Source organism: Kitasatospora sp. NPDC059327 (genome assembly GCF_042752535.1).
Taxonomy (GTDB): domain Bacteria; phylum Actinomycetota; class Actinomycetes; order Streptomycetales; family Streptomycetaceae; genus Kitasatospora.
On record NZ_JBHYYB010000119.1, the window covers coordinates 1 to 25,251 of the forward strand.

General features: G+C 73.1%; 31 protein-coding genes. 7 read left to right on the forward strand and 24 right to left on the reverse strand.

The features are described 5' to 3' along the window. Positions 1-184: 184 nt before the first annotated feature. The 24 genes from ACFXHB_RS38880 to ACFXHB_RS38995 all read right to left on the reverse strand — a co-directional run bounded on the left by ACFXHB_RS38880 (position 185) and on the right by ACFXHB_RS38995 (position 15,623). Positions 185-628 carry a hypothetical protein gene (locus ACFXHB_RS38880; RefSeq protein WP_380580848.1) on the reverse strand — a complete coding sequence of 148 codons (444 nt, stop codon included), beginning with the start codon at positions 626-628 and terminating at the stop codon, positions 185-187. A 10-nt stretch (positions 629-638) separates the two neighbouring features. Continuing rightward, positions 639-842 (reverse strand): hypothetical protein, encoded by a 204-nt coding sequence (locus ACFXHB_RS38885; RefSeq protein WP_380580850.1) that lies wholly within the window; start codon positions 840-842, stop codon positions 639-641. Positions 843-925: 83 nt separating this feature from the next. Next, positions 926-1,174 (reverse strand): hypothetical protein, encoded by a 249-nt coding sequence (locus ACFXHB_RS38890; RefSeq protein ID WP_380580852.1) that lies wholly within the window; start codon positions 1,172-1,174, stop codon positions 926-928. Next, entirely contained in the window at positions 1,171-1,410 is a 240-nt protein-coding gene (locus ACFXHB_RS38895) for a hypothetical protein (RefSeq protein ID WP_380580854.1), read from the reverse strand. The genes ACFXHB_RS38890 and ACFXHB_RS38895 overlap by 4 nt, the downstream gene beginning before the upstream one ends. Beyond that, a complete protein-coding gene (locus ACFXHB_RS38900; protein WP_380580856.1) occupies positions 1,407-1,529 on the reverse strand; it encodes a hypothetical protein in 123 nt (40 codons plus the stop codon). The genes ACFXHB_RS38895 and ACFXHB_RS38900 overlap by 4 nt, the downstream gene beginning before the upstream one ends. An 8-nt stretch (positions 1,530-1,537) precedes the next feature. Beyond that, complete coding sequence (locus ACFXHB_RS38905; protein WP_380580858.1) at positions 1,538-2,104, reverse strand: hypothetical protein; 567 nt, start codon at positions 2,102-2,104, stop codon at positions 1,538-1,540. Between the two features lie 97 nt (positions 2,105-2,201). After that, a complete protein-coding gene (locus ACFXHB_RS38910) occupies positions 2,202-2,600 on the reverse strand; it encodes a hypothetical protein (RefSeq protein ID WP_380580860.1) in 399 nt (132 codons plus the stop codon). 129 nt (positions 2,601-2,729) lie between these two features. After that, positions 2,730-3,140 carry an RRQRL motif-containing zinc-binding protein gene (locus ACFXHB_RS38915; protein ID WP_380580863.1) on the reverse strand — a complete coding sequence of 137 codons (411 nt, stop codon included), beginning with the start codon at positions 3,138-3,140 and terminating at the stop codon, positions 2,730-2,732. 15 nt (positions 3,141-3,155) lie between these two features. After that, the gene (locus ACFXHB_RS38920) at positions 3,156-3,659 is read right to left on the reverse strand and encodes an AAA family ATPase (RefSeq protein WP_380580865.1); all 504 of its coding nucleotides are present in this window, start codon (positions 3,657-3,659) and stop codon (positions 3,156-3,158) included. 86 nt (positions 3,660-3,745) lie between these two features. Further along, the gene (locus ACFXHB_RS38925; RefSeq protein ID WP_380580867.1) at positions 3,746-4,147 is read right to left on the reverse strand and encodes a hypothetical protein; all 402 of its coding nucleotides are present in this window, start codon (positions 4,145-4,147) and stop codon (positions 3,746-3,748) included. A gap of 127 nt (positions 4,148-4,274) precedes the next feature. Then, positions 4,275-4,622: a hypothetical protein gene (locus tag ACFXHB_RS38930; RefSeq protein ID WP_380580869.1), complete on the reverse strand. Its 348-nt coding sequence runs from the start codon at positions 4,620-4,622 to the stop codon at positions 4,275-4,277. 23 nt (positions 4,623-4,645) lie between these two features. Then, positions 4,646-4,984, reverse strand: a complete 339-nt coding sequence (locus tag ACFXHB_RS38935; protein ID WP_380580871.1) for a hypothetical protein — start codon at positions 4,982-4,984, stop codon at positions 4,646-4,648. A 114-nt stretch (positions 4,985-5,098) separates the two neighbouring features. Continuing rightward, entirely contained in the window at positions 5,099-5,335 is a 237-nt protein-coding gene (locus tag ACFXHB_RS38940; RefSeq protein ID WP_380580873.1) for a hypothetical protein, read from the reverse strand. Positions 5,336-5,531: 196 nt separating this feature from the next. Further along, positions 5,532-8,270 (reverse strand): hypothetical protein, encoded by a 2,739-nt coding sequence (locus tag ACFXHB_RS38945; RefSeq protein ID WP_380580875.1) that lies wholly within the window; start codon positions 8,268-8,270, stop codon positions 5,532-5,534. Between the two features lie 229 nt (positions 8,271-8,499). After that, complete coding sequence (locus ACFXHB_RS38950; protein ID WP_380580877.1) at positions 8,500-11,031, reverse strand: FtsK/SpoIIIE domain-containing protein; 2,532 nt, start codon at positions 11,029-11,031, stop codon at positions 8,500-8,502. 42 nt (positions 11,032-11,073) lie between these two features. Beyond that, positions 11,074-11,559: a hypothetical protein gene (locus ACFXHB_RS38955; protein WP_380580879.1), complete on the reverse strand. Its 486-nt coding sequence runs from the start codon at positions 11,557-11,559 to the stop codon at positions 11,074-11,076. Between the two features lie 125 nt (positions 11,560-11,684). Beyond that, complete coding sequence (locus tag ACFXHB_RS38960) at positions 11,685-12,203, reverse strand: hypothetical protein (RefSeq protein ID WP_380580881.1); 519 nt, start codon at positions 12,201-12,203, stop codon at positions 11,685-11,687. 46 nt (positions 12,204-12,249) lie between these two features. Continuing rightward, entirely contained in the window at positions 12,250-12,741 is a 492-nt protein-coding gene (locus ACFXHB_RS38965) for a hypothetical protein (RefSeq protein WP_380580883.1), read from the reverse strand. Positions 12,742-12,743: 2 nt separating this feature from the next. Beyond that, complete coding sequence (locus ACFXHB_RS38970; RefSeq protein WP_380580885.1) at positions 12,744-13,382, reverse strand: hypothetical protein; 639 nt, start codon at positions 13,380-13,382, stop codon at positions 12,744-12,746. 234 nt (positions 13,383-13,616) lie between these two features. Then, positions 13,617-13,817, reverse strand: coding sequence for a hypothetical protein (locus ACFXHB_RS38975; RefSeq protein WP_380580886.1), 201 nt, complete (start codon positions 13,815-13,817; stop codon positions 13,617-13,619). Between the two features lie 164 nt (positions 13,818-13,981). After that, complete coding sequence (locus tag ACFXHB_RS38980; protein WP_380580888.1) at positions 13,982-14,584, reverse strand: hypothetical protein; 603 nt, start codon at positions 14,582-14,584, stop codon at positions 13,982-13,984. Positions 14,585-14,957: 373 nt separating this feature from the next. Then, positions 14,958-15,173 carry a hypothetical protein gene (locus ACFXHB_RS38985; RefSeq protein ID WP_380580890.1) on the reverse strand — a complete coding sequence of 72 codons (216 nt, stop codon included), beginning with the start codon at positions 15,171-15,173 and terminating at the stop codon, positions 14,958-14,960. Beyond that, positions 15,173-15,337, reverse strand: coding sequence for a hypothetical protein (locus ACFXHB_RS38990; RefSeq protein ID WP_380580892.1), 165 nt, complete (start codon positions 15,335-15,337; stop codon positions 15,173-15,175). Before ACFXHB_RS38990 ends, ACFXHB_RS38985 begins: the two co-directional genes overlap by 1 nt. Position 15,338: 1 nt before the next feature. Then, complete coding sequence (locus tag ACFXHB_RS38995) at positions 15,339-15,623, reverse strand: hypothetical protein (protein WP_380580894.1); 285 nt, start codon at positions 15,621-15,623, stop codon at positions 15,339-15,341. Positions 15,624-15,855: 232 nt separating this feature from the next. On the opposite strand from ACFXHB_RS38995, the gene ACFXHB_RS39000 reads away from it, so the two are divergent. From ACFXHB_RS39000 to tpg, 7 genes are all read left to right on the forward strand, one after another. Further along, positions 15,856-16,620, forward strand: coding sequence for a GntR family transcriptional regulator (locus ACFXHB_RS39000; protein ID WP_380580896.1), 765 nt, complete (start codon positions 15,856-15,858; stop codon positions 16,618-16,620). A gap of 10 nt (positions 16,621-16,630) precedes the next feature. Beyond that, on the forward strand, positions 16,631-17,800 hold the full coding sequence (locus tag ACFXHB_RS39005; RefSeq protein ID WP_380580898.1) for a type III PLP-dependent enzyme: 1,170 nt from the start codon (positions 16,631-16,633) through the stop codon (positions 17,798-17,800). Between the two features lie 473 nt (positions 17,801-18,273). Further along, positions 18,274-19,515, forward strand: a complete 1,242-nt coding sequence (locus ACFXHB_RS39010; RefSeq protein WP_380580900.1) for a hypothetical protein — start codon at positions 18,274-18,276, stop codon at positions 19,513-19,515. A gap of 79 nt (positions 19,516-19,594) precedes the next feature. Continuing rightward, on the forward strand, positions 19,595-21,091 hold the full coding sequence (dnaB, locus tag ACFXHB_RS39015; RefSeq protein ID WP_380580908.1) for a replicative DNA helicase: 1,497 nt from the start codon (positions 19,595-19,597) through the stop codon (positions 21,089-21,091). A gap of 320 nt (positions 21,092-21,411) precedes the next feature. After that, on the forward strand, positions 21,412-24,033 hold the full coding sequence (gene tap, locus ACFXHB_RS39020) for a telomere-associated protein Tap (RefSeq protein ID WP_380580902.1): 2,622 nt from the start codon (positions 21,412-21,414) through the stop codon (positions 24,031-24,033). A 107-nt stretch (positions 24,034-24,140) separates the two neighbouring features. Continuing rightward, a complete protein-coding gene (locus ACFXHB_RS39025; protein ID WP_380580904.1) occupies positions 24,141-24,512 on the forward strand; it encodes a hypothetical protein in 372 nt (123 codons plus the stop codon). Positions 24,513-24,581: 69 nt separating this feature from the next. Beyond that, a complete protein-coding gene (gene tpg, locus ACFXHB_RS39030) occupies positions 24,582-25,124 on the forward strand; it encodes a telomere-protecting terminal protein Tpg (RefSeq protein ID WP_380580906.1) in 543 nt (180 codons plus the stop codon). Positions 25,125-25,251 lie beyond the last annotated feature (127 nt).

The following is a 25,251-nucleotide window of genomic DNA, read 5'->3' on the forward strand; positions in this document are numbered from 1 at the left end:
GAACAGCTTCTTCAACTCCGGATCGAGCCTCTTGCCGCCCACGGTCCTCGCAACTCCCATGATCATGAGTGTTGCGAGGACCGCTAGAACCTAAGGACGATGATCCGGGGGGTAGGCCTTCTTGTGGTCGGCGCTGGTCGAACAGCCGAGACCAGCGGGACAAAGGGATGGGTGTGTGGAGCGGTCAGGCTCGGCTGGTGACGCGGGCCGGTTCGGGGGCGAGGCCGATGGCGTGGCGGGCCTGGGCGAGGGTGGTGGTCCAGTCGCCCTCGAAGCGGAGGCCGCGGTCGTCGATGTAGCAGGCCCCGCCGAGCTTCTTGTTGGTCACGAGTACCAGCCCGCGGGTGGTCCAGTGGGAGCGGTCGTTGTCCTCGTCGACGATGGCGTCGAATCCGTGGCGGGTCAGCCAGGCGGCGACGGCCGGGTGATACCGACGGGCTCTGGCCGTGACGACGAAAACGGCACGCACGGCGAGCAGTTCGCGGAGTGCGTCCAGGGCGCCGGGGATGGGGTCGCCGTAGATGCGGCCGTCCTGCCAGCCCTGATCGTGCAGACAGAGGGTGAGGTCGAAATCCACGCCGACGGCGTGGCTGGCGGGGGAGTCGGGGTGGAGCGGGACGACGGTCAAGCGGGTCTCCTCAGTGGTCGAGTCGGATGGTGATCGGGATGCGCCGGTCTCTGGGGTCGGGTCGGTGGGCGGTACGGCGGTGGGCGGTGAGGCCGGCCGGGCCGCCCTGGATCGCGGTGCGGCAGTCGGGGCAGGTGTGCCACCAGGCGGTGCCGGGCGGCAGCTGCGCCGGGGTGAGCGGGTGGGGGTGGGGGCCGGGTGCGGCGCGGGTCAACGGGGCCTCCGGGAGTGGGGCGGCCCGGCCTCGCGGTGCGGGGCCGGGCCGGGCCGGGCCGGGCCGGTGCTGTCGGGCGGGGTTCAGTCCAGTCCGGCGCGCAGCTGGTCGGCGCGTTCCTGGGCGAGGTGGGCGGCCTGGGGGTTGGCGGCGGCGCCGCGGGCGGTGGCTTCGGTGAGGGTGCGGATGAGGGCCTGGCGGCCGGCCTGGTCGAGGGGCGGGATGGGGTGGCCGGCTCGGCGGGCGGCCCAGCGGGCGGCGAGGGGTTCGAGGTCGCGCAGGTCGGCCCGGTATCGCGGGGTGGCCTGGTCGGGGGGTGGGCTGGTGGTCATCGGGTCTCCGGGGTGGTGGGTGGGGTGCGGCGGGTGATCTCGCGCATGCCGTCGATGCGGTGGGCCTGGCGGGAGAGTCGGGTGGCGAGGGAGGTGAGGTGGTCGGCGTCCTCGGTGCGCGCGCCGCGGGTCAGGGTGTCGGCGTAGTGCCGGGCGGCGTCGGCGAGCTGCCGGGCGTCCAGGGCGTGGCCCTGGAGTTCGCGGTCGACGGCCGGGTCGGGGTCGTGGGCGTTCATTCGCCGCTCCGGTCGTCGGTGGGTGGGGGTTCGGGGGACCAGGCGCCGGTGGGGTCGTCGCCCCAGTCGTCCGGGTCCGTCGGCGGGGTGGGCGGGGTGGCCGCGGGTTCGTTGGTCATGGTGGCGGTCAGCTCGCGTCGGGCAGCGGCGGCAGGTACGGGCAGGTGGCGGCGTGGTCGGTGACCTGCCGGCGGATGGCGTAGACGCACATGGCCTCGGTCTGGGGGAGGCCGTGGCGGCAGCCGGTGCAGTGCCACCACGCGGTGGTCTCGTCGTGGGCGTGGGTGCCCAGCGGCCAGGGCTGGTCACCGATCAGCTCCACCGTGGCGCCGCCCTTGGTGAGCTGGCGCATCCAGATGTGGCCGGGTGCGCCGCCGGTCGGTGCGCCGCCGATGTGGACGTGGCCGTGGTCGAGGCGGATCCGGCCGTGGTCGGCGGCCTGCTCCAGGAGCGCCATCAGGCGGTCGTGGCCGCCGAGCGTCTCGCCGCCGGGGATGCAGCGGGACCAGATGTACAGCTCGCCGACGGTGGTGCGGCGCTGCCCGAGGGCCTCCAGGTGGTCGAGGGCGGCGAGGACGACGGTGTAGGCGTCGTCGCGGCGCAGTCGGCCGTCGTAGGGGTCGGGAGTGAGGTCGGCGATGAGCTTCTCCAGGGTGGCGTTGACGGCGGGGATGCGGGGGTTGTCGGGGTTCACGGGGTGGTGTGCCTTTCGAGGGTGGGGAGGGTGTGGGTGGTGCGGGGTGGGCCGTCGCCCGACGCGGGTGGTCGGGCGGCGGCGGGGTGCCTGGTGGTCAGTTGGCGTGGCGGGGGCCAGGGGGCAGGGCCCGGGGCGTGGTGCTGGTGGTGGTGGCGAGCAGCTGGATGACGTTGTCGGAGAGGTCGGCGAGCGTGGCGGCGATGAGGAGGTCGCGGGTGGCGGTGCGCTCGGCGAGCTGGACGACGGCGGCGAGGACGTGGCCGGTGTCCTCGCGGCGGCCGGCGATGACCGCGTAGGTGCCGACGAGGTGGGTGGCGTCGTTGAGGCCGCGGCCGCCGACGCAGCCGGTGGTCACGGTGACGTCGATGGAGCCGGTGTCGTCGGTGAGGACGAGCTGGCGGGGGTTGTAGCCGGTGACCTCGGTGATGACGCCGTCCACGGTGACGAGGCTGAGGTCGGGGGCGGCGGTGAGGCGGGCGAGGTTGTCGGTCATGGGGCGGTACTCCCTGTTCGGTCGGGTCTGCGGGTCGGGGTGACCGGGCAGCCGCGCCGGTCCCGGTGGTGTCGGCCGCTGGACGCGGTCGGGGTCCGGGGCCGGCGCCGGCGGTCCGCTCGGAGCGGGTCAGGCCGAGACAGCGGCGGCGCGGGCAAGCCGGAGAAGCTGGTCCAGCTCGGCCAGGGCGAGGCCGTCGGCGCAGTCCAGGCAGCAGCCGAGGCCGGTCGGGATGCAGTGCTCGCCGGCGGCGCGGCACAGCGGGCACGTGCGGCGGGCGAGCATCATGCGCTGGTGCGCGGCCCAGCGGGCCGCCGTCATGGGCCGCACCGGCAGCGCGAGGGAGCGGCGGTACAGGTAGGCGAAGCGAAGGCCGCCTCGGCAGACGACCTGGGCGGCCGGCTCCTGACCTCCGATCCGGAGGCCGACGGCGCGCAGCTGGCGGCGGGTCATCAGGTCCGGGGACGGCTGGTAGCGCCAGGGGTAGGTGGGCAGGCCGCCGTGGTGCTCACCGGTGGGGTCGAGATCGGATGCGCGCACGCTCTCTCCTGGCGGTCAGCGGCTGTGGGCCGGGTCGAGGTAGGCCGGGCTGGTGGCGGTAACGGTCTCGACCCGGGCGAAGCCCTCGCCGAGCAGCTGCTCCGCGCTCGGCATCAGGCGTTCCTGGTCGAGCAGGACGTGGTCCGGGACGACGCGCTCCCGGCCGGAGTTCTGGAGGCGCCGGCGCTCCAGGGAGACGTCGAACAGCACCGCGCAGGCCGGGCGCTGCCAGTAGCGGGCGCGGGCGAGCAGGCCGGCGCGGACGTGCGGCAGGAGCGCGGTGGAGTCGACCACGGTGGTGAGCGACCGGGAGAGCCGGGCGTCCACGAGCAGCGTCTGGACCTGGTCGGCGACCGTGGTCGCGGACTGGTCGGCGACCGAGTCGGTCGCCATCTCGCGGTAGTCGTCCAGGCTGAGCCGCCATGTCGTCGGCCAGTAGCGCGCGGCGAAGCTGGTCTTGCCAACGCCGGACCCGCCGACCAGGACGATCAGAGTGCCGGGGGTGAAGGTGAGGTTCACGAAGCTGGCCTTTCGGTTCGGGGTGGTGGCGGGCTGGCCCGGGTGCCGACGCCGGAGTGGTCCGGCGCCGGCACCCGGGTGGGGTGTCAGTCGCGGCCGGGCGGGAGCGCCTGGGTGGTCGGGGCGGTGTCGGCCTGGTGGTGGGCGGCGAGCCAGGCCCCGGCCGCGGTCATCAGCCGGCCGTCGCCGGCGGCGTCCAGCGGGGCGGTGTCGATGTCGTGCATCAGCTCGGCCGGGTCCAGGACGCGCAGGTAGAGGGCCGGGACGCTGGGGAGCGTCTCGTGGGTGCGCAGGTCCAGCAGGGACGAGCAGCCAGCGGTGAGGTGGTCGGCCGGGTGGTCGATCACGCGGCAGGGCCGGGTGTGGCCGGGGACGCCAGCGAGGTAGCGGTCGACGTCGCGGTACAGCACGTAGGTGCCGACCGGCAGCGCCGGGCCCAGGTTGTGGTGCGCGGGGGTGGTCAGGTCGATGCGCAGCGGCTCGGACATGACGATGTCTCCTTCGGGGTTGGTGGTGTCGGCCGGGCGGCCGGTGACGCCCCCGGATGCGTGCCGCCCGCCGCGCTGGGTGCGGGGCGGGCGGGGCGGGCCGGGGGCGAGGCCGGTCGACGGGACGTCAGCGGCCGTTGGACATCGCGCGGCACTGCTCGGCATGGGCCTGGGCCCAGGTGCGCAGCCGGCGCGGGATGCCGAGGAGTGCGAGGTCGGCGGTCTTGCGCTGGGCGCAGGTGTCGAGGGTGTCGGTGGGGCCGTAGGGGTCGGCGCATCCGGTGCCGGTGCGGGAGGCTCGGAGGGTGATCTCGAACGTGGGGTGGCCGTCCAGGGCGTCCCAGGATCGGGTGCGGCCGCCGGTTTCGCAGCGGCCGCTGGTGGCGGTGTCGGCGGTGATGTCGACGGTGGCCTGACCGGCGGTGAGGTAGCGGGCGAGGATGTCGTCGGGCCAGGTGGTTGGGGTGGTGGTCATCGTGCGGTCCTCTCGGTGGCGGGTCAGAACGGCGGTTCGTCGCGGCAGGGGCGGGTGGGGCGCCAGGGCAGGCTCCAGGACGAGAAGTGGGTCATGCAGTCGCAGTGCTCCCAGCCGTCCTCGCGGTACCAACCGCGGTGGTCCTGGCAGGTGGTGCAGCCGGGTTTGGGGTTGCGGTCGATGAACAGGTCGTACGGGCCGGCCGTGACTTCCCAGCGGCCGATGCGCAGGTGGCGGGGCATTTTGGCGAGGCGGGAGCGCAAGCGCCGTGCGAGGGGCAGGCGGGCCTGGGCGGGCGGCGGGGTGGGGTCGGAGCCGGGCGGGTTCGTGGTCGCGGCGTGGACGCGATCGACCTGGGTCACGCGGGCTCTCCTCGGTGAGAGGGGGTGTCGGCCGGGCGGCCGGTCCCTGTCCCCGGAGCGCGCGCCGCCCGCCGCGCTGGGTGCGGGGCGGGCGGTGCGGGCCGGGCGGCCGGTTCAGCTGATGAGGGCGAGGACCAGGACGGCCAGGAGCACGGGCACGGACAGCGCCACGGAGCGCGGGATGTCGATGCAGCGCTGGAGGCGGGCGATCTCGTCGCTGATCGACTCGCACTCGGCCAGGAGACGGCCGTGGGAGCGGGAGTCCTGGGGGAGGTTGGCGAGCGTCTGGCTGCGGTCGTGGAGAAGCTCGCGCAGGGTGGCGATGCGGATGTCGCGGTCGATGGTGAACAAGGGCGTCCTTTCGGTTCGGGGGCGGTTCGCGGTGCGGGAGGATGAGGGGAGAGGCCGGGGACGAGACCGGCCCCACGGGCACTGCTGCCCGAACCGGCCCCGGGGTGGTTCGTTCATCCCGGGGCCGGGCCGTGTGGTTCGTGGTTCGGGCGGTGAACCGGTTAGCGGTTCGCCGAACCTGGTTCGCGGTTCGCACTCAGGCACCGACGCGGTTCGCGAACTCCTCGCGGGCGCCAGCGAGGCGGTGGTGCGCGGTGGTCTTCTTCATGCCGGTGTTCGTCATGACGAAGTCGAGGTCGACCGTGTCGTAGCCGTGGGTCTCGATCAGTTCGAGAACCTGCTGAACCTGCTCGGCCGCGGCCTGCTGCGCGGCGCTGCGCCGGTTCGAACCGGCCGGGGCCGGGGCGGGCTGTGCCTGCTCGGCGGCGGTTCGCGGCTCGGGGTCCGCCGGGGCCGGTTCGCCGGACGGCGCGGGTCGGTTCGAGGCTTCCAGTTCGCGGCGCCCGCCCGGTGCGCCGGTACGCGCTGCGGGCAGGACGTGGTTCGCCGAACCGCCGGGGCGGTTCGGGTTGCGGTTCGGCGAACCGGCGCGGGTGAGGCGAACAGCGAACTGCGGGACGGCGGCCGGGTTCGGCGAACCGGTCAGCGCGATGGCGAGGCTGGAGTTCGGGACGCGGGGCAGACCGCGCAGCGGCACCCAGTCGCCGACGCCGATCGCCCCGGCGACGAACCGGCGAACCGGTCCGAGGCCGGTTCGGCGAACCGCCGCGCGGTGGTTCGCGGCGGCCGTCCAGGCGAGCTCCACCGTGGACAGCGACTCGTCCGTGATCGCCAGCGACCACGCGGTGAAGCTGTGCGCGGGGTAGCGCAGCCAGCGGATCAGGCCGATCGTCGGCCTCGACTTGGCGACCTTGCCGTCCGCGCGGAGCTTCTGGCGGTGGATCAGTCGGGCGTAGAGCTCCCACAGCACCATGCCGGTGATGCTCATCACCGAGAACGCGACGGCCTTGGGGGTGGGATCCCAGTAGCTGATCTGGTCGACCATCTTCTGCGCGACCGGGTCCCACTTGCGGCTCGTGACCGTGGCGGAGGCGTGCCAGTAGTTCATGACGGCCGCGCCGATCGCGAACACCCAGGTGGCGACCCGGTACAGGGTGCCGCTGTCGCCGCTCTGGCGGGCCTCGTGGTACATCCACGCGACGAACGCCGTGGACAGCTCCCACGCGGCGGCGAACAGGATCGTGAACGGGGCGACCCAGCCCAGGATGTCGTGGGCGAAGCCGGCCTGGCCGGTCCAGGCGACGGCCATCGGCGCGGTGATCGGCACGATCGCCAGCAGCCGCCGTGAGTTCGCCTTGACGAACGCCTTCACCCGGCCGGAGAACGTGCGGCGTCCGGCCCGCTCGGCGGCACGTGCCTCGCGCTTGAGCCGGCGCTTCTCCAGCTTGCGCGCGGTGCGGCCGGTCGCCTGCTGGAGGGTCCGCCGCGCGGCGACATGGGCCAGGTCGGCCCCGTCCTTGGCCTCCCGCGCCTGGTCCTCCAGCTGCTTCGCCCTCTCCAGGGCCTCGGCGGTCTCGGCCTTGGCCGCGCCGGCCGCCTTCTCGGCCTCCCGACGGATCCGGCCGGCGTCCGTCGACGCCTCCTCCAGCAGCCGGGCCGCCTCGGCGGCGGCCTGCCCCCGCTGCTCGCGCACGTCCCGCGCGGCCCGCTCCCGGACCTGGTCGGCCTCGGCCGCCGCTTTGGCCCGGACCTCGCGGGCCGCGTCGGTGGCCTGGTCGATCTCCCGGTCCGCAGCCTCGCGCAGCTGGCGGACCTCACCGCGTACCCGGTCGGCATCGGCCTGCGCGCTGCGGCGCAGCTCCTCGGCCTGCTCACGGGCCTCGGCGAGCAGCCCATCGGCCCGGGTGCGAGCGTCGGCGAGCACGGTGTCGGCCTGCTCGGCGGCGTCCTCACGGACCTTGGCCGCGTGCCGCTCGGCCTGGGTGCGCAGCTCGGTGGCGTCGCGGTGCGCCTGGCTGCGGATCTGATCGGCCGCTTCCTCGGCGGTGTGGGTGAGGACGCCGGCCTTCTGCTCGGCGTCGGTGAGCAGCTGCTCGGCCTGGGCGCCGCTGCGGCGGGCCTGCTCGGCCGCCTCGCTGCGCAATGCTTCGGCCTGCTCCTCGGCGGCCTGGGTGATGGCGGCCGCGGTCTGTTCGGTGTCGGCGAGCAGGGTGGTGGTCCGCGCCCGCGCGTCGGCGAGGATCGTCTCCGCGCGCTGCTCGGCCTCGGCGGTCAGGGTGCCGGCCTTTCCCTCGGCCTCGGTGCGGGTCCTGGCCGCGTAGGCGAGGGCGGCGTCGTGGAGTTCCTGGGCGCCGAGCTCGGCGTCGGCGAGGATCACCTCGGCCTGGTCGGCGGCGTCGGCGCGCAGCTGCTCGGCTTCGGCCGCCCACTGCTCGGCGGTCGCCGTCTCCTGGTCGGCGGTGTGGGCGGCGTCGGTGAGGATCCGGTCGGCCGTGCGACGGGCGTCGGCGAGGACCTTCCCCGCCTCGCGGTCGGCACGCTCCGTGACCGCCAGCGCGGTGGTGTCGGCGGCCTCCGCTTCCGTCTGGGCGTCGGCGCGCAGTTGCTCGGCCTCGGCCGTCCACTGCCCGGTGGTGACCAGCTCGCGGCCGGCCGTCTCGGCCGCAGCGGTCAGGAGAGCGGTGGCGGTCTCCTCGGCCAGGCCGACGATGTCGGCCGCGCGGTCGGCCGCGTCGGCCAGGATCACCTCCGCCGAGTGGATCGCCGGGGCGGTCGGCGCGGCCGTCTCGGGGGTAGCCGGCGGGGCGGTGGTGGTCTTCTTCGCCGGGGTCTTGGCGCGGGTCGCGCTCTGCTGGGCCGGGGCCGTCGGGGGCGCGGCGGTGGTCTTCTTCGCCGTGCGGGTGCGGCGCGGCTTGGTGTCGCGGACCGAGGTCATCGCGGGTTCGTCTCCTTCTGCACTCGTTGCGGTGCGTGAGGGCGTATGGGTGTCTGGGGTGTCTGGGGTGGGAGCTGTCTGGGACCTGTACAGGTCCCAGACAGGCGGGATTTCAGGGGGCCTCCCGAACCCCAGACACCCCATACGTGCAGGTCAGTGACCCCTACAGGTGCGGCACCCCAGACAGGCTGTATGGGGTGCCGCGTAGGGGGTGTACGGGGTGCGGGTGCTACTCGTCGTAGCCGTTGCGGTAGCGGGCGATGGCGGTGGCGAGGGTCTCGGCGAGGTAACCGAGGCCGGGTCCGGCGCCCGGGACGCGGAGCTGGCCACCGGCCGGGCGCTCGACGCCGACCGCCTTGAGGTAGGTGCCGAGGTTGACTCCGAACTGCCGGGAGTCGTCGTAACCGAGCAGCGCGGCGAGCGGTCCGGTGTGCAGCCGGCCGCCCGCCCGGACGAGTTCGTCGTGGGCGCGCAGGAGCAGGATCGGGATGCCGTCGGCGTCGTACTCAGCGGCGTCGGTGTCGTCGTACTCGGCCTCGCTGTCCCCCTCCTCCCAGTCCTCGGTGTCGGTGTCCGGGTCGGCGTCCAGGCCGTCGTCGGACTCGGCGTCCGGGTCGGCCGGGGCGGCGTAGGTCGGTGACGGAGTGTGTCCGGGCAGCGGGGTGCCGCAGCCCTTGCTGCGCATCGCGGCTTCGATGGGGTCGGCCCACTGGCCGCGCAGTCGGCCGGCCGCGGTGCGGATCCGGGTGGTCGTGGCGATCATCCGGATCATGTCCGTGCCGTCGATCCACAGCGAGCGGATGCGGCGGTAGCGGTCGGCGAGGAGGATGCCCATTCCGCGGATCGAGGGGTCCAGCAGGGAGGCGTCCCAGCCGGACTTCGCCGCGCTCTGGGACAGGGCCATGTTGGACTCGGTCGTTTCGGTCACCCGCATGCACCATTTCCAGGTGATGTTGCCGGTGGCCTCGCGGGGCAGGACGCCGTCGGCGCCCTTGGTGACGACCTGGGTGGCGACGACCAGGATGATGCCGAAGGCGAGGCCCCGGGCGGCGAGCGAGGCGAGCGCGGAGCGGATCGCCGGGCCGTGCTTCTTGTCGCTGGTGACGGCGGCGGCCTCGTCGACGACGACCAGCTCCAGGCCGCCGAGCAGCGGGATCAGGGCCGGGTCGTCGATCTGCTCCATGCCGTGGGCCTTGAGGATCGCGGCGCGGCGGGCGAGGTCGGTGACCAGGGCCTCCAGCATGATGCGGGTGCGCTTGGCGCCCTTGGTGCCCGGCTCGTCCACGAAGCTGGCGGCGAGGTGGCGCCAGCGGTCCTGACCGGGAGCCTTGCCGTCGACCAGGCGCAGGTTGACCCGCAGGTCCAGCAGCGCGCCGGCGATGATGGCGCGCAGCGCCGCGCCCTTGCCGGAGCGGGAGGCGCCGCCGATGGCGAGGCTGGTGTCCTTGAGGAGCAGGTTGACCAGGTCGCCGAAGGCGTCGAACGCCACCGGGATGCCGACCTCCCAGACGTCCAGGGACTCGGCGTCGACCAGCGGGGAGGGCCTGGGCTCGGTGAACGGGTCCTCGGCGAAAGCGGCGACGGCGATGGTCTTGGCGTTGCCTCCGGCGGAGGCGTGGACGGGGTCCATGAAGAACCGGGCCCGGTCCAGGCCCATCTCGCCGGCGATCCGGCCGAGCTTGGGCAGGACGGTCTCCACCGTCATCCCGTCGCCCCTGGGGAGGACGACGTGTGCCATCCACCCGCCCCGCAGGCGGGTGATCGAGTCGGGCCGGGCCAGGCGCAGCGGGCCTTCGCTGATCGCTCCGGCCGAGAGCATCGCCTCGGTGAGTTGGTCGGTCTCCTCGCATTCCAGTGCTCCTGTCACCGGTCCGGCTGGGCCGGTGGCGGTGTACTCGGGTGCCGGGGTCCAGGTCGCGGTGAAGCCCGGGGCTGCGGTCGGCGCGGTCGGCTTGGTGAAGCCGGGAGCGGCCGGTCCGGCCGGGCCCGCACCGGGCGTGGCCGACGTACCGGGCGCGGTCTGTGCGGCGGGGGCCTTGTAGTCGAGTTCGGGGACCTCCGGCGGGGCCGAGCGCCAGCCGGTGAAGCGGCCCTTGCCCCAGGCGATGGCGGTCAGGCCGACCGCCATCGAGGCCAGGAGTATCGGGCTGCCGATCTGGAGGATGCCCCAGCCGGCCGCCACGCCGAGCGCGATCGAGCGCCACCGGCGCCGGTTGCTCATCCGCTTTCGGTGGCCGACCAGCTCGGCCTGGCTGGGCTCGCGGTGCCCGGTGTAGGGCTGGAGCTCGACCTGTCGGATGCGCTCGCGCCAGGCCGTCGCCTCGGCGCGCAGCGCCTCGGCGGCCTTCCCGGTCCGCTTGTGCTCGCCCGGGTCGACGTCCTCGCCGGTGCCCTCGGCCTGCCGCTCTTCGGCGGCCTTCTCCAGCGCCTCGGCCTTCTCGGTCAAGCGCTGCGCCTCGCGCTTCTGCTCCTGCTGCCAGGTGGCGTAGCGGTCGTTGAGGAGGTCGGCGCGGACGTGGGCGTCGCTGATCAGCGCGGAGTTGAACCAGGCGCCGCGCTCGGTGCGCAGCACGCGGGCGCCCTCGCGGACGGCGGTGGCCTCGCGGGTGGCGGTGGCGCTGAGGAAGGTGGCGATCCTGGCGCCCGCGCCGGGGCCGGTGTCGTCCTGGGTGTTGCTGGCGTCGGCGGGGTGCTGGGTGGTGGGTTCGTCGTCGATGAACTCGGCGTCGACGATGATGCGCTCGGGCGGGTAGGTCGTCACGGCGCTCCCTCTCTGGGGCTCGGCGGGGCTGGGCAGGGGTGGTCAGCGCTGGCTGCTGTCCAGGGACGGGGAGTCGAGGGCGAACGTGCGCACCTCGCCCGCGGTGGCCGGCGCGGCACCCATGAGCGGGCGCGGGTAGAGGGTGCCGATGGCCGCGGCGAGCGTCGGGTAGAGACGTCCGGCCATGGCGCGGGCGGCCTGCTCGGCCGGGGCGCTGTCGTCCGTCTCGGTGTCGGCGAAGAGGCCGGCGGCGAGGTGGACCAGCTGGGGCCCGGAGAGCGAGACCGTCACGGTGGCGCGCAGGTCCTCCGGGTCACCGTCGATCCGGGAGGCATCGATCCCTGCGAGCACGTCGGTCAGGTGCGGGCGGGTGCCCAGGTGGTGCCAGGTGTCGGTGCGCACGACCAGCCGCATGCCGACGAGGTGGGCGGCCCTGGCCAGGGTGTCGCGCATGGTCCGGTCGCGGTCGCGGTGCTGTCCGTCCAGGTACTCCTGGTGGCGGCGGGCGGTGCGCTTGTCTCCGAGCATCGGGTTCCTCCGTGGTGTGTGGTCCGGGCGGTCGCGGCCGTCCGCACACAACCCGGGCCGGCCGCGTGGGCGGCTGGGCCGGGGTGGGTGCGGGCGACCGGTGGCGTCCGGAGGCGCGGCGTTGGTCAGCCGATGGCGCCGAGCAGCGAGGCTCCGGCGCTGTTGACGGCCGGGATGACGCTGACCGCGACGGCGCCGCCGAGGACGGCGGAGATGCCGAGCAGGACGCCGGCGACGATGCCGCGCTTGGCGAGCTTCTTCTCGCTGGCGTTGATCGCCTTCCAGATACCGAAGACGGCGATGGTGACGAGGAAGAGGATGATGTTGCCCTCGGCGGACAGCTCGACGGGAGTCGCGCGGACGGCCCGGGTGGTGTTGCCGCCGGCCAGGCCCCAGAGCGCCAGGCTGCCGGCGCCGTTGCCGAACCAGGTGATCAGCCCGGCGCCGAAGCCGATCAGGCCGCCGGTGCACATCGACGCGAGGCCGCCGTAGGCGATGCCGCCGGCGAAGGGGATCAGGGTCTTCCAGTCCTTCTTCTTGGCCTTGAAGTTGGCCTTCAGCCAGCCGGTGGCGAAGTGGACGGGGATGCCGAGGCCGACGGCCAGGCCGCCGGCGGTCAGGGCGGTGGTGGGCAGGTTGAGCACGGTGACCTCCAGGTCAGGTGACGGGCGGGCGCGGGAGCGCTGGGGATCAGGCGTGGACGGCGGCCAGGACCTGGTCGCCGAGGGCGTTGACGGCGGGGATGAGCGTGAGGGCGGCCAGGCCGGAGATGCCGCCGGCCAGGCCGAGGGCCGAGCCGGAGAAGGCGCCCGCCGCGATCTGGCGGCGCAGCTGGTTGTCGCAGCAGCGCCAGGCCAGGACGGTGATCAGGAGCAGGAGCGTGGTGGCGATGCCGCCGCCCGCGGTCATCCCGGACGGTCCGGCCTGGGTGAGCAGGTTGGCCGGTCCGGTGCCGGTCACCTTGTTGCCGAGCGGGTTGGTGGCGTCGGCGGTCAGGTGGCGGGCGGTGAATCCGAGGATGCCGCCCGCGCACAGGGCGCTGAGCAGGCCGATCGTCAGGCCGCCCAGCAGCGCGGTGAGGTTGGGCAGCTGGTGGCCGCGGCGCCACCACCGGAAGGCGGTGAGCGCGAGCACGGCGACGGCCAGGCCCAGGCCGCCGTAGGAGAGCTGGCTGGTCGTCACCGTCAGACCCCCGTGAAGATCTGGCCGATGGCGTGCAGGCCCACCGGGGTGAGGACCGAGATCCAGACCACGTGGCAGGACAGCAGCCGCACCAGCCATCCGCTGCGCTGCCGTTTCATGACGGCGACCAGCTCGCCGATCGCCGCGAGGCCGGCCGCGAGGTAGACGACGACGTACAGGTCGCTGTCCAGGTGCGCCGTGACCGGTACCAGGAGCAGGCCGGCCACAGCGGCGGTGCCGTTCCAGGCCGGACGCAGCCGGGCCGGCGAGAACCGGGCTGGCAGGGCCGGTTCGGCCGGGGCGGCCGGGTAGTAGTGGTTGTTCGTCACGTAGGTGACGGGGGTGGCCGGCGCGTACACCGGGGTCGGGGCGGGTGCGGTCGCCACCCCACCGCCGCCCCCGCTACCGGGCCTGCGCCACCACTCGTGCGGGTCCGGCAAGTCCGGCGCGCCGGAGGCCGGCGGGTTGGGCGGCGGGGGAGGGGAGGCAGCGGGAGGCGGGGGCGTTTCGCGGCGCGGCGGCGGCAGGAAGTCCGGCGCGGCCGAGGCTGGCGGGGTGGGCGGCTTGGGCGGCGGGGTCGCGCCGTCGGTGCGCTCGCCGGAGAGCTGGACGACGGTCGGCTCGATCGGCTGGTCAGCCATCGGAGTCCTCCTCCTCGGTCGGCGTCAGGAAGTGGGTGGCGGCCTCGGCGACCAGCACCAGGAGAGCGGTGGCGGCGGAACCGGCGAAGAAGCTGAAGAAGAACTGGTCCATGAGCTGGCCTCACTGGGCGGTGGTGCCGGATGGTGGTGCCGGGCCGCCGAGGGGAGGGGCGGCCGGGGTAGTGCGCGGTGGGGGCCCGGGGCCGCGGATGGTGCGGGGCCCCGGGCGGGGTGTCAGTGGTCGCGGGCGGGGCCCGCGTTGGCGATGTAGGTGCCGATCGAGCCGGTCACGGACGCGATGCCGCCGGTCACGGTGAGAGTGACGTCACCGGCCTGGACGACCTGGCCGTGGACCTGGCCCGTGATGCTGTTCGTGACCGTCGTGGTGGCGTGTCCGGCGGTGCCGGCCCGCTCGGTGGTGCGGTCGGTGCTCATGCGGTGGTGTCCCTTCCTGGAGCCCAGGACCGTCCGGGTGCTCCCTGCCGCCACCACTCGCGGTGCGCGAGGTGGTGGCGGGAGGCGGCAACCGGGCCGGGACACGGCCTGTCGCGGGGCCCGGGTGCGGGCCGACGGGGTGGAGCCGGCGGTGCGTCGGGCGGCTAGTCCCGGACGGGACGCGGGCCGGACAGGGCCCGCGGGGTCTCGGACCAGCGCGGGCCGTCCCGAAACGGCGACCAGGCCGTGACCTGGTCGCGCTCGTGTCGGCTCCAGGCGTCCAGCGGGTCGTCGCCGAAGGCGGCGAGTTCGGCCTCGCTGTACTCCGCCAGGGCGAGCTCGCGGACCCGCTCGCGTCGGCCGGCCCTCGCGGCGACCCGGGTCCGGGCGGCGGCCGCGGCCTCGGCGGCGGCGTCGGTGGCGGCCTCGTTGGCGATCTCCGCCTCCAACTCCGCCCAGTCGTCACCGGGCTCGCTCGGCACGACCGGCTCGATCGAGGCGTCGGTGCGCACGATCGCGTCGGCGCCCTGGGCCAGCAGACGGCGCCGGGTCTCACCGCCGTCGAACTCGTCCTCCAGCCACATCACCGCGTCGGTGCCGGTCAGCGCCGCGACCTCGGCGGCGAACCGCCGCGCCGGGCTGGTCTGCGTCCACGCCCGCTGGGCGGTGGCGGTGGCGGTGGTGGCGCGGACGATGTGCTGGGCGAGAGCGGCGGCGCCGCTGGTCGGGACGGCGCCCTGGCGGCGGCCGGTGAGTGTGCGGGACATGGAGTTCCTCCTGGATCGGTGGAGCAGGGGGGACGTGGCTGGTGGTGGGCCCGGGGCGGGCCCGCCGCACCGCCCCCGGCGCCGTCCCGGCATGGGCATGCCAGGACGGTTCCGAGGGAGACAGGCGGCGGGATGCTGCCGAACTGCGAGAGAGGGGTGGGGGGAGGGAGGGAGCTACTTGCCGGAGCCGGAGCCGGAGCCGGCCTTCGCGGCCTGGGCCCTGGCGTACGCCTCCCGAGCCCTTCTGAGCTGCTCGTCCTGCTGCTGGCGCTGCGCTTCCTCGGCGGTCACCGGCCACCGCCCGTCGGAACGGGGGGCTTGGGCGGGACCGGGGTGCCGCCCCCGGCGAAGCTGCGGCAGAGGGGAACGGTCATCACCGTGCACCCCCGCCCGAGTGCGGCTGGCCGAAGCCGCGCACGACCGGGGCGCCCGGCTGGTTGTACGGGTCGGGCGAGGCCACCCGGCGACCGTTGGCGCGGGCCTCGTCGTAGTCCGAACCCGTCCACAGGCGGCCGCTGGCGTCCGTGTGGTCCGGGGTGTCGGTGCGCGTGCTGGGTTTGGCCTCGGACCGGCGGGAGAACAGGCCCATCAGGACTGCCCTCCCGACTGCGGCGTCGCCAGCCGCTGACGGAGCTCCTCGGCCTGCTGACGGGCCCAGTCGACGGCCGTGCCGGCCTCTGCGGCGGACCGCATGTTGGCCTCGGTCATCGCGTTCAGGGCGACGATGTTCGCCATGTCGAGCGGCTGCGGCATCTCAGCACCCCACCGTCAGCCGGCGGCGGGCGAAGGCGGCGACGGTGTTCTGGACGAACCAGCTCAGGTGGGCCCAACCGGTCCGGCCGGCCCGCGCGAGGTGCTCCTCGGCCTGCCGCCAGACGTCGGCGACGATCTCCATCACCGTGCCCTCGCCGGCGGCCGGAGCGACCGAGGCCAGGTCGTGGATGACGAGCGAGAGCACACGGCCCTCGTACTGGTCCTGCAAGATCGCGATGGCGGGGTCGGTGGGCGGGCTGACGACCGAATCAGTCATGCTGGTCATGCGGATCAACTCCTCAGTGGCTTGAGGTGCTGGCTCGTAGTGGTCCCACGACGTCTTCACACGCCGTGGGACCACGCTCTTTCTCAAGGCCAGTAGCGCCCCGAGCCAGATGCCAAACGTTTGGCATCTCCAATATGGCGAGAGTCGACCTCGAAGTCAAGCGATGTCAAACGTTTGGCATCTGGGCTAAGATGAGCTGCAACGTTCGTTCGTCTGACAGAGGAGGGACCTGGTGGATCAACCCCAGAAGCTGGGATACCGAGAGATGGCTGCCGCAATCCGGAAGGACATCCTCACCGGTAAGTACCCTCCGGCCAGCCTGCTGCCGCCCGAGGCAGAACTTGCGCGGCTCTACGGCTCCTCCCGCAGCCTGGCCAATCGCGCACTCGGCCTGCTCGCCGCATCGGGCCTCGTCCGGCCCCAGCAGGGGCGAGGCACCATCGTGACCTGGCTGCCCCCCATGATCCACTCATCTGCGCGCTACACGCAGGCCGCACGTGAGCGGGACGGGGCCCTGGGCGCCTTCGACAGCGAGGTGAAGGCGCTGGGCCTGGAGCCCCAACACGAGATCACCGTGGAGCACGCGGTACCCCCGGAGGAGGTCGCCGACGCGCTTGGTGTGCCTCGCGGAGAGGAGTGCCTGGTGCGTCGGCGCCGACTGCGGGCGAGTGGGATCCCTGTCCGACTCAGTGCCAGCTGGTTTCCGCTGGATGTTGCCCGCGACACCGTGCTGGAGGAGCCGGCTGCCGTCATCAGGGGTGGCGTCAAGAGCGCGCTGGCCGAGCTCGGGTACCTGCAGACGAGCGCCCGGGAGCGAATCGTCCCCAGCCGACTCCCCAGCGACGAGGAAGCCGCCCTGCTGGAGATCAGCCCTGAGCGCTCAGTCACGGACATTTTCCACAGCGGCCGGGTCGAGGACGGGCGTGTCGTCGAGGTGACCACGACGCTTGCCCCTGCCCACTACCTGGTCATCGAACACGCTTTCCCGCTCACCTGAAAGGCCTCACGTGATCAACAAGCCTGTCGCTGCCCGCTCCGTGTCCCTGGCTACGGACGGGCAGCTGCCCGCATTCATCTACGACCTGGACGCGTTGCGCAGGCATGCAGCAGTCATCAAGGAAGCCCTTTGTGGACCTGGGGCGCCGGAGATCTTCTATGCCGCGAAGGCAAACCCTGAGGCGCCGATCCTGCGAACCCTCGCCCCGTTCGTGGATGGGATCGAGGTGGCGTCCGGCGGGGAGCTCCAGCACGTTCGGAGCATCCTGCCGAACACGCGGATCGCGTTCGGCGGCCCCGGGAAGACCGACGAGGAGCTGAGCCTCGCCATCGAAATGGGCGTGGAGCGCATCCACGTCGAGAGCCCGCACGAGCTGACGCGCCTGGCCCGGATCGCGCACGCAGCTGACCGGGACGTGGACATCATGCTCCGGGTCAATTTGGCGGGGGAGCGTTCTGGTGCAGCGCTCGCAATGTCGGGCCCGTTCGGGATGGATCCCGAACTTATCCAGGCCTGCACCAGCATCCTCACGTCGGCGCCGCGCGTGAAGCTTCGCGGCATCCACGCCCACCTCGCATCAGGTCTGACCGCGGACGCGATGGTCCAGCAGTCTGCCGAGATCCTGGCGTGGGCTCGCCCGTGGTTGGCCCACGCTGGTGTCGTCGGCCCTGCCGAGTACAACCTCGGCGGCGGAATGGCTGTCGACTATGCCAACCCTCAGAATGTCTTCGACTGGGCCAGCTACGGCAAGCAAATCGCTTCTCTGGCCGGCCCCGACGAGGTGCTGCGGATCGAACCCGGCCGCGCCGTCAGCGTGTACGCGGGTTGGTATGTAACCCAGGTCCTGGATGTCAAGCGCGCACACGGCGAGTGGTATGCGGTGCTGCGCGGCGGCACGATGCAGCTTCGCACTCCCGTGACCAAGCAGCACAACCAGCCATCCGTGGTCCTGCCTATGCCGGCTACTGCTGGCCCCCGAGTCGAGGGTGAGGCAGTGACCCTCGTCGGCCAGCTGTGCACTCCTAAGGACGTCTTCGCCCGCAAGGTGCCGCTCGACAGCATCGCCGCCGGTGACGTCGTCGCCTTCGCCATGACAGGCGCCTACGGCTGGAATATCTCGCACCACGACTTCCTGATGCACCCGAAGCCGCAGTTCGTCTACCTCGGTGAGGCCCAGTAGCGGCGGACCCGCCCGCCGCAACGGCCAAGACACGCCGCGAAAGCACACAGACCCACCCACTCACAGGGATAGGCTCGACGGGATGTCCGCTCGCGGGCGTCACCTAGTCCAGACATGCGAAAGCGGCCCCCAGTCGCCAAACTTGGGCCGCTCGCGCTCTCAATTTACAAACCCCTTGCAGGGGGCCGTTGTCGTTTGACGGTACCAGGATTCCCCGGTTCGGTGCGAGAGACACCCGTCTCACTCATCCGAACTCGTGGGCAAGGCCTGGTACTGGCGGGTGGCAGCGGCGGAGAGGTAGCAATCCCGTTGCACAGCACCGTCACTCTGCGGAACGGCCATGTCACTCCGGCCCATCCCGCAGCCCCCTCTACTGGCGTGAGCATCCACCAGTCCGGCCCGCCCCGCACGACCCCGCACGCCGGCCAGGCCGGGCTGCTCCTGGTGCTCGCCGCCGAATCGGCGGTGACGAAGTGAGCAGCCAGACCACCATCCAGGAGGCCGGCGACCACGCGATCAGCCAGCGCGGCCCGGTCAGTTCGGTGCCGGTGCATGCCCACATGCGCAGCGGTCCGACCCGGGTCGAGTACCCGCTGGACCTCCTGCTCCTGGTCGAGCTTGGCTTCATGTTCGGTGAGCAGGCCCGCCGGCCGCAGGACGCGGCTCCCCTGATCGTCACCCCTACCGCACTGGTCGAGCGGCTTCAGGGCCAGGGCGTCGTCAGCGGTAACGGGTCCGGGCTGATCTCCCGCAAGTCGGTGTACGAGTCGTTCAGGCGGCTCATCGAGAAGGGGTACATCCGCCGGATCAACCTGCGGTCCGAGGACGGCAAGCACTCCGGCGGCGTGGCCTACGAGTACTACGAGTGGCCTGCCTACAACCCCGACTACCGTCCCGCCCTCGATCCGGCCGACGACGCGTTTCCGCAGGTGGGGGCTGCTTTCCCCAATGGAACAAGCAGCAATGGGGGAAGCAGGGAACGAAGCGGTGCAAATCGTCGATCTCCGCAGGTGGGAGCAGCTTTCCCCAATGGAACAAGCAGCAATGGGGGAAGCAGGGGCAGCAAATTGGCGTTTCCGCAGGTGGGAGCAGCTTTCCCCAATGGGGGAAACCCCCCACACCCCCCGGGGGAGGTAGGAACTACCTCCTCCCCCTCCCCTCACGGGCGTCACTCGCGTGACGCGGCGGCTGCGCCGGGGAGGGCCGGCTCCGGTGTGCCGGCCGAGGCGGCCGTCGAACTCGCTCCCGTGGATCCCGAGCTGTTCCAGGCCGCGGTCGACTTCCTGATGCGTCTGCCCGGCAAGTGGGCGGTCGGCCGGTTGAAGGCCCGCAACCTGGCGGCGGAGTTGGTGCGCGCGGCCGAGGAGACCGGCTGGAGGCTCGACGCCTCCCTGCGGGTGTGGCTGACCCGGGCCGAGGAGGGCAAGGCGGCTCCGCGTGTTCACGGCACGGTGCTGGAGTTCCGGGTCAAGAACCTGGAGTTGCGGGAGTCGGTGTTCGCGATCGAGGCCACCGACTCGGAGCGGGCGCCCGCTCTTCCCGGCCAGGCCCGTCCGCAGAACAGGCCCCGCACGCCGGACTGGTGCGGGAAGTGCAACGACGGTGAGAAGCCGATGAGCCTGATGATGCGCACCATCGCCGACCCCGATCTGGAAAGTGACAGCGTCATGCCCTGCCCGGACTGCCACCCGTCACGGGCGCGGTTCGCGCGCTGAGCGCTCGGAACATGGCACGGCGGCCGGGAGCCCCTGGACAAGGCCCGGCCGCCGAAGACCCCCAGCTAGGAGCCTGATGATGACTATCCCCCAGCAGCACACCGATCTCGACGACGCCCCGGCGCCCGAGGACCTCGAAGTGCCCGACGACCCGTTCGAGGACCAGGAACCCAGTACACGGAAGCGGCCGCGCGGGAACCGGACTAAGCGGCCCGCCGGCGACCAGGTCGACGGGCTGGGCGACATCGAGAGGGTGCCGCCGAACGACCTGGCGGCGGAAAGGGCGACCCTCGGCGGGATGATGCTGTCCAAGGACGCCATCGGCGACGTCATCGGCGTCCTCCAGCCAGGGGACTACTATCGGCCCGCCCACAAGCTCATCCACGACGCGATCCTGGCGCTGTTCGCCAAGGGAGAGCCGGCCGACGCCATCACGGTCGCCGGTGAGCTCACCCGCCGCGGCGAGCTCGTCAGGGCCGGTGGCCCCGGCTACCTTCACGACTGCGCGAACATCGCGGTGGGCGCCAGCTCCGAGTACTACGCCGGGATCGTGCACGAGCGTGCCGTCTTCCGCCGTCTCAGCGAGTCGGGCACCCGCATCGCCAACCTCGGCTTCGTCGGCGAGGGCGACGTGCACGAGGTCGTCGACGCCGCCCAGTCCGAACTGTTCGGCGTCCTCGGCCGCGACACCTCCACCGAGATCCGCCCGCTCGGCGCCACCGCCGACTCCCTCGCCGACCGCATCGAGGCCCGCAAGAACGCCAAGGGCGGACTGCAGGGCGTCTCCACCGGCTTCCGGGACCTGGACACCCTCACCGGAGGCCTGCGCCCCGGACAGTTCGTCATCGTCGCCGCCAGGCCCGCGATCGGGAAATCGACGCTCGCCGTCGATTTCGCCCGCGCCTGCTCGATCGAGAACAAGATCCCCTCCGCGCTGTTCTCCCTGGAGATGGGACGCGAGGAGATCGAGGAGCGCATCATGTCCGCCCACGCCCGCATCTCCCACCAGCACATGAAGACCGGCGACATGACCGACGACGACTGGTCCCGCTTCGCCCGGTACTACGACGACTACGCCAACGCCCCGCTGTTCATCGACGACAGCGAGCACTTGACCGTCATGGACGTCGCGGCCAAGGCCCGCCGGCTCAAGCAGCAGCACGACATCGGCCTGATCGTCATCGACTACATCCAGCTGATGAAGTCCGGCACCCGTAACCCCGAGAGCCGCCAGCAGGAGGTCTCCGACATCTCCCGCAACCTCAAGCTCCTCGCCAAGCAGCTGAGGGTTCCCGTGGTCGGACTCTCCCAGCTCAACCGCGGACCCGAGCAGCGCACCGACAAGCGGCCGATGGTCTCCGACCTGCGCGAGTCCGGTTCGCTGGAGCAGGACGCGGACATCGTCATCCTCCTGCACCGCGAGGACGCCTACGAGAAGGAGTCACCGCGCGCCGGCGAGGCCGACCTGATCGTCGCCAAGCACCGGGGCGGCCCGACCGCGACCATCACTGTCGGTTTCCAAGGCCACTACAGCCGCTTCGTCGACATGGTGCGCGAGGACAAGCTCGATCGATAGGGCTCCATGCCACCAGATGGGCCCGAGAAGGGGCCTGACGGCCCCTCTGGAGGCCTCGCGGTGGTCGACCTGGTGGTCGGCCCGACCCACGCGCTGAGGCTGCTGCCCGAGAAGCGCCGCGCGGCTGTCGTCGGCGGTACCCAGACGGTGATCACGGTGTAGCGGGCGCCCGCTCGGCCGGCCCCGCCGCCCCGGTCGGCGATGTCCACCTGACCCGCGGCTTCGAGGGCGTCCCCCAAAAGAGTGATGTGCGATCCAAGAGAGCGATCCATGAGTTACTTTCACGCTATGCTTGTGTGTGGAAAGGGGAGGCGTTCATCATGAGTGAGGATCTGTTCGCGTCGATCGACGCGCTGCTGGAGCGGCCGAAGCAGGTGGACGACCTGCCGGTGCCCGCCGAGCGGGCCCGGCTGCGCACGGCGGGCGAGTACACCCAGGAAGAGCTGGCGAAGGCGCTGAAGACACGCCGGGAGTCGATCGTGCGGTGGGAGGCCGGCACGACCGAGCCGCGCCCGCCCAAGCGCGAGGTCTACATCCGCTTCCTGGCGGCGCTCGCGCTGCGCCACGGCACGGTCGAGCCGACCGCGTGGCTGCGCCGCGCGCAGGCCGCCGGCCTCGTCCCTTCCACGGTCCAGGCCCCGGCCGCCGGGCCGGTGCCCGCGCCTGCCGCGCCGCCGGCTGCCGTGCCGGTGGCCGAGCCCGTTCCCGTCCCGGCGGCGCCGGCCACCCCTGTCGCCGCTCCGGCTGTGGCGGTGCCCGCCGTGGCCGGTGGGGAGCAGGGTCAGGTGGTGGTGGAGCTCGACCGCACCGCGGCCGGGGATCTGGTCGCGGAGGAGCCCGCGCCGTGTGTGCGGTGCGGTCGTCCGACGCCGTACCGCTCGCAGGGCCGTCCGGTGCACATGGGCGGCTGGTGCGCCCCGGCGACCGCGACCGCGGCCGCCGGACCCGTCCAGGCCGGCCCGGCCGAGGCGGTGGCCGCGTCGGTCCAGGCCGCCACCGCCGAGCCCGCCACGCCCGCGCCGGCCGTGGAGCGGCACACCCGGGCAGAGTCGTCCGGGCCCTCGCGAGCCGCCCTGGAGGCGCTCGCCGGCCATCCGAACGTCGCCGCCCCCGTGGCCGCGCCGACCGCCCCCGCGGGCGGTCCGGCGGCGGCGCCGCGCCGTGGCGCGTCGTCTCGTCCGGCCGCCGGCTCGTCGTCGCGGGCGCGCAAGGCCCCGGTGAAGGCCGCCGCGGCCGAGGGGCCGGCCGACTGGGAGCAGGCCGCGGCGGCGCGGTTCCCGGCCGGGCCGCTGGCGGTCCTCGATGTCGCGCCCGACGGCAGGAGCCTGGTGGCCTACCTCGCCGACGGCACGGTGGCGCCGTCCGCGCCGGCCAGGCGCACGCTCGCCGACATCGTGGAGTGGGCGCTGGAGCAGCGCTTCGGCTCGCCCCGGCTGCACCGGCACGGCAAGGACGGCGACGCCCTGGTCGTCCTCACCGACGCCGCGCTCGCCGAGCTCGGCCTGCCACCGATGGGTCGGGACGAGAAGAAGGACTTCGTCCCCCGGCTCGGGCAGCTGCCGACGACCCACAAGGCCGTCAAGGCGCTGGAGAAGGCCGGCTGGCAGCTCACCCAGCGCGGCCTGGGCCCGTGGGCGCGGATCTACCGCACCCCCGAGGACGGCAAGCGCCAGTGCGTGCAACTGTGCGTCCCCGCGTGGGGCGCGCTCGCCTCCGGCGGCTGGACCATCCCCGACGACCTCCCCGCCGGCGACCTGGCCCGCCTGCTCGGCACCTACGCCACCCGCGTCCTCACCCCCCGCGGCTCCACCGCCGTGAGCGGCCTGGAACTCGTCACCGCGCTGCGCCCGCCCACCCGCGCGGTGCGCACCGAGGCCGGCTGGACGTCGGGGCCAGTGGAGGGCTCCCGGCCGAAGGAGGCGTTCGACCCGGCGCCGCCGGAGGTCCCGGACATCCACCCGCTCGCCCAGGACCGCGAGCCGGGCGGCGAGCTGGTCACCGAAGCGTGGGACTGGCACCGCGACCTGACCGACGACGAGAAGGCGGCGCCGTTCGCGGTCGGCCTCGACGTCAACACGGCGTTCCTCGCCGCCGCCGGCCGCCTGACGCTGCCGCTGTCCGGCCCGGTCCACGAACTCAACCCCACCTTCGACCCCAAGGTGCCCGGGTCCTGGCTGGTCGACCTGTCCGGAGTGGAGACGAACCCGCTGCTCCCGAGCCCGTTCACCCCGGACGGCTCCCGGCCCACCGGCCCGGCCTGGTACTCCACGGCGAAGGTCGCCTACGCCATCGAGCTCGGCGCCCGCCCCCAGCCCACCGAGGGCTGGCTGCGCCACGAGAGCGGCCCGTACCTGGACCCGTGGCACAAGCGCCTACGCCAGGCCTACCTGGACACGATGGCGGCCCTGGGCGTGCCGCTGAAGCTGGCCGACACCGACCCGCTCGCGTTCCTCGATGCCATGGCCGCCCTCAAGACCAACGGCGACCCGGCCGAGCTGGCGGTGCTCACCGCGATCAAGCAGACCGCGAAGGGAGCCATCGGCAAGATGCGCGAGCGCCCGCGCGGGCACGGCTACAAGCCCGGCGAACGCTGGGCCGCCCTGGAACGCCCCACCTGGGACCCGCTGATGCGCGCCCTGGTCATCGACACCGCCACCGTCAACCTCCACCGCAAGCTCCGCAAGATGGCCGCCCACACCGGCCTGCACGCCTTCGCGATCCTCTCCGACTGCGCGGTCTTCGCCGCCCCCGGCCCCGGCGCCCTCGACGTCCTCACCACCCCGGACGGCACCCTCACCACCTCGCTGCGCCTCGGCGTCAGCCCGGGCCTGGTGAAGCACGAGGGGTCCCGGCAGATGGCCGAGATCGCCGAGCTGCTCGCCGACGACGTCAACCCGGCCCGGCACATCAAGACCGGCGGTGCCGTCTCCGCCGACGAGTAGCCGGCCCCGGCGGGGCCCGCACCCACGCGGGCCCGGTCCCACCACCACACCCCACGAACCATCAGCGGCGGGCCGCCGACGGCGGCCCGGACCAAGGGGAGGAACCCGTGGAGCACACGGAGTACACGGAGCAGGATCCGCGCGTCGAGGAGCTCGCCGCCGCCTACTGGCGTCACACCAGGTCGGGCACGGTCGCCTGGGAGCGCCTGAAGCCGGAGATCCGGGCCGAGCTGACCGAGCGGGCCGGCACCTGGCTGCGCGCCGCGCAGACCGCCGGCATCGTGGCGCCGCCCGCCGCGCCGAGCGCCGACCACAGCGCCCTGTGGTTGGACGAGACGGGCGGCGTGTGGAACGACGTCCCGACCAGCGGCGGGGGCGATCTGGCGCTGCCGCTGGTCCACGCCCGTGAGGAGGCCGTCTCCCGCCGCGACCTCGAAGAGCGCGGTCACCGTCTCACCCTCATCGGCTGGACCCGCTGAACCCCGGGCCGCCCGGCGTCGGCCGCCGGGCGGCCCCACCACCGTCACCACCACGGAAGGAGACCTACGTTGGGCGAGATCGACGAGGGCCTGGAGCGCGCCGAGCGCACCCGCCCGATCCCGCAGTCCACCGCCGCCCGGATGCGGTTCCTACTCAAGGGAGCCAAGGGCTCCACCAAGGCCCTGGCCGCCGAGCTCGGTGTCTCCCAGCGCACCGTGCAGCGCTGGCTCAAAGGCCAGGGCCACCCGAAGCCCGCCGCCGCGGCCAAGGTCGAGGAGCGGGTCCGCGCGAAGTGGCAACCCAAGGTCAAGCAGCGCGTACGCGAAGCCGCCGAGACGAACGGCTTCATGCTGACGATCAGCGGCACGTTCGGGTTCAGCTCGGCAGCCGGCTCCACCGACGACCCCCGCCCCCGCATGATCACCCACAAGATGCCAGGCGAGGTCGCCCAGCGCCTCTACGCCGCCCGCGACGCCGGAGCCGGCCAGGCCGAGCAGGAGCGGATCCTCGCCGAGGGTCTGCGCGAGCACTACTTCAAGGACGGCGGTCACCGCGCCCGCGGCCTCGACGTCGAGCTCAACGACATCTCCTGGATGGACATGGAGCTGTAGGCCCCGCCAGCCGGCCCCGCCAGACCATTGTGTTGTGACTGAGCGCTTCACTTGGCGGATGAGCGGTTGACTTGGCGAGTTGAGCGCTTGCTGTCGATGACGGCAGCGAGTCGGTCGGCGTGGTCGT